Annotated in this window: 1 protein-coding gene; it reads left to right on the top strand. The window is 74.7% G+C overall.

Going from position 1 to position 3,299, the window contains the following annotated elements:
- Window positions 1–14: 14 nt before the first annotated feature.
- Window positions 15–3,299: type I polyketide synthase (locus tag ACFXI4_RS44470; protein ID WP_385003370.1), on the top strand; the 3,285-nt coding region annotated here is incomplete at its 3' end.

Genomic DNA, 3,299 nt, shown 5'->3' with positions numbered 1-3,299 from the left:
CGCATGGTGGTGGTGTGGACTGGGCGTCGTATCTGCCTGCCGCGGCGCCGGTCGATCTGCCCACCTACGCCTTCCAACACCGCCGCTACTGGCTGGAGAACGCCGAGGCGGCCGACCCGGCCGCGCTCGGTGCGCTGCCCGCCGGGCATCCGCTGCTCGGCGCGCTGGTCGCCCTGCCCGGTGCCGTCGACACCGTCCTGACGGGGCGGTTGAGCCTCCGGGCCCAGCCCTGGCTGGCCGACCACCAGGTCACCGGTACGGTGCTGCTGCCCGGCACGGCGTTCGCCGAACTCGCCCGGCACGCCGCCGAACTGCTCGGCGGCAACCAACTGGACGAGCTGACCCTGGAGGTACCACTCGTCCTGCCCGCCGAGGGCGGTCTCGCGTTGCGGGTCGTCGTCGCGGCACCCGACGACGCCGGCAGCCGCAGGATCGAGATGCACTCCCGGCCGGAGGGCTCCGCAACGGCCTGGACCCGGCACGTCACCGGTGTGCTGTCCGAGAGCCTCGACGGCAGTGCCGGTGCGGATCTCGTGCAGTGGCCCCCGGCCGGCGCCGAGCCGGTCGACCTGGACGGGTTCTACCCGCGGCTCGCCGACACCGGTCTCGGCTACGGCCCGGCGTTCCAGGGACTGCGAGCTGCCTGGCGGCGCGGCGACGAGACGTTCGCCGAGATCACCCTGCCCGACCGACAGCGCGGCCAGGCGGGGGAGTTCGGACTGCACCCGGCGCTTCTCGACGCCGCACTGCACGCACTCGCACTGCACGGTGAGCAGGGTCTGCGGCTGCCGTTCGCCTTCCGCGGGGTCCGCTGGTACGACACGGGGGCGACGGCGCTGCGGGTTCGGCTCACCGCCGCCGGGGAGAACGCGGTCCGGTTGGACCTGGCCGACGGCAGTGGCGCGCCGGTGGGCACCGTCGAGCAGGTGGTGCTGCGTGCCCTCACGGGCGAACTGCGCGCGCCCGCACGCCTGGACTCGGTCCACCGGCTGGACTGGATCCCCGCCCGCACCGGAAACGCTCGCTCCGCGGGCGCCGATGTGCTGTTCCGGGTCGAGGAGACGCCGGTGGCCGAGCGTACCGCTGCCGTACTGGGACGGGTGCGCGCCTGGCTGGCGGAGGAGCCGGCCCCGGGCGCCCGGCTGATACTGGTCACCCGTGGGGCGGTCGCGGCCACCGCCGATGAAGTGCCTGACCCGGCCGGCGCGGCTGTGTGGGGACTGGTGCGCTCGGCACAGATCGAGTGGCCCGACCGGTTCGTGCTGCTGGACACGAGCGGACCGGAGGTCACGGACACCGAGCTGACCGCGGCACTGGGCACCGGCGAACCCCAACTGGCCCTGCGGGCCGGGCGGGTGTTCGTGCCGCGGCTGGCTCGGGTGACGGAGACGGTCGGGGACGACGCTCCCTGGTCGGTCGACGACGTCGTGCTGGTCACCGGCGCGAGCGGGACGCTCGGGGGCCTGGTGGCGCGGCACCTCGTGGAACGCCACCGGGTGCGGGGTGTGGTGCTGGCTTCCCGGCGGGGCGGTGACGCGCCGGGCATGGCCGAACTGGCCGCCGAGCTGCGGGAGCTGGGTGCCGTGGTGTCGGTGGTGGCGTGTGACGTGGCCGAGCGGGAGGCGGTGGCCGCGTTGCTGGCCGGGCATCCGGTGACGGCCGTGGTGCACGCGGCCGGGGTGGTGGACGACGGTCTGGTCACCGATCTCACCGAGGAGCGGCTGGCGGCGGTGCTCGCGCCGAAGGTGCTGGGCGCGCGCTGGCTGGACGAGCTGACCCGCGACCGGGACCTCACCCGGTTCGTCCTGTTCTCCTCCGCCTCCGGGACCCTCGGCAACGCCGGCCAGGCCGCCTACTCCGCCGCCAACGCCCACCTGGACGCGCTGGCCCGGCAGCGCCGCGCCGCCGGGCTCCCGGCCACCTCGCTGGGCTGGGGACTGTGGGAGCGGCGCAGTGGCATCACCGGCGAGCTCTCCGAAACCGACCTGGCCCGTATCGCTCGCAGCGGCATCGCCGCCCTGCCCACAGCCGAAGCCCTGACGCTGCTGGACGCGGCCGTGACGCTCGGCGACGCGGCCGTACTGCCGCTGCGGCTGGACACCGCGGCCCTGCACCGGCTCGACCCGCTGCCGGCGGTGTTCACCGGCCTGGTCCACGGACGCCGCCGCACCCGTCAGCAGTCCGGCTGGGCCGACCGGCTGCGCGCGCTGACCGTACCGGAACGCCGTCGTGCCGCCCTGGACCTGGTACGCACCCAGGCCGCCGGCGTGCTGGACCTGGCCGGGGCCGAACAGGTCGGCGCCGAGCAGTCCTTCGCCGACCTCGGCGTCGACTCGCTGACCGCGCTGGAACTGCGCAATCGCCTCGGCGCCGCCACCGGGCTACGGCTGCCCACCACCCTGGTGTTCGACCACCCCACCCCTGCCGAGCTGGCGGGGTTCGTCCTCGCCGAGGCCGGCGGCCTTCAGCCCGGACCGGAATCCGCCGCCCCCGTGCTCGCGGCCGCCGCCGACGAACCGATCGCGATCATCGGCATGGCCTGCCGCTATCCCGGCGGGGTCGGCACCCCTGAGCAGCTCTGGGACCTGGTCGCCGAAGGCCGGGACGGGATCTCCGGCTTCCCCGACGACCGTGGCTGGGACCTCGGGACACTGCCGGTCGGACTGGGCGGCTTCCTCGACGACGTCGCCGGCTTCGACCCGGGGTTCTTCGGGATCTCCCCGCGCGAGGCACTGGCGATGGACCCGCAGCAGCGGTTGCTGCTGGAACTGTCCTGGGAGGCGCTGGAACGCGCCGGGATCGACCCGACGGGCGTCCGGGGCAGCCGTACCGGGGTGTTCGCCGGGCTGATGTACCAGGACTACGCGACCCGGCTCGCCCATGTGCCCGAGGAACTGGAGGGCTACCTGGGCAACGGCAACCTGGGCAGTATCGCCACCGGCCGGGTCGCCTACACGCTCGGACTCACCGGCCCCGCGGTCACCGTGGACACCGCCTGCTCGTCCTCGCTGGTGGCGTTGCACCTGGCCGCCCAGTCGCTGCGCTCCGGCGAGTCCGTCCTGGCGCTGGCCGGCGGGGTGACGGTGATGTCCAGTCCGACCCCGTTCCGTGAGTTCGACCGACAGCGCGGCCTGGCCGCCGACGGCCGCTGCAAGTCCTTCTCCGCCGACGCCGACGGCACCGGCTGGTCCGAGGGCGTGGGCATGCTGGTGCTGGAGCGGCTGTCCGACGCCCGGGCCAACGGCCACCAGGTGCTGGCGGTGCTGCGTGGCTCCGCGGTGAACCAGGACGGCGCGTCC

This window comes from Streptomyces sp. NPDC059224, assembly GCF_042754285.1.
Taxonomy (GTDB): Bacteria; Actinomycetota; Actinomycetes; order Streptomycetales; family Streptomycetaceae; genus Streptomyces.
The sequence above is the reverse complement of the archived record's forward strand: the minus strand, read 5'-3'. Positions and strand labels throughout refer to the sequence as shown.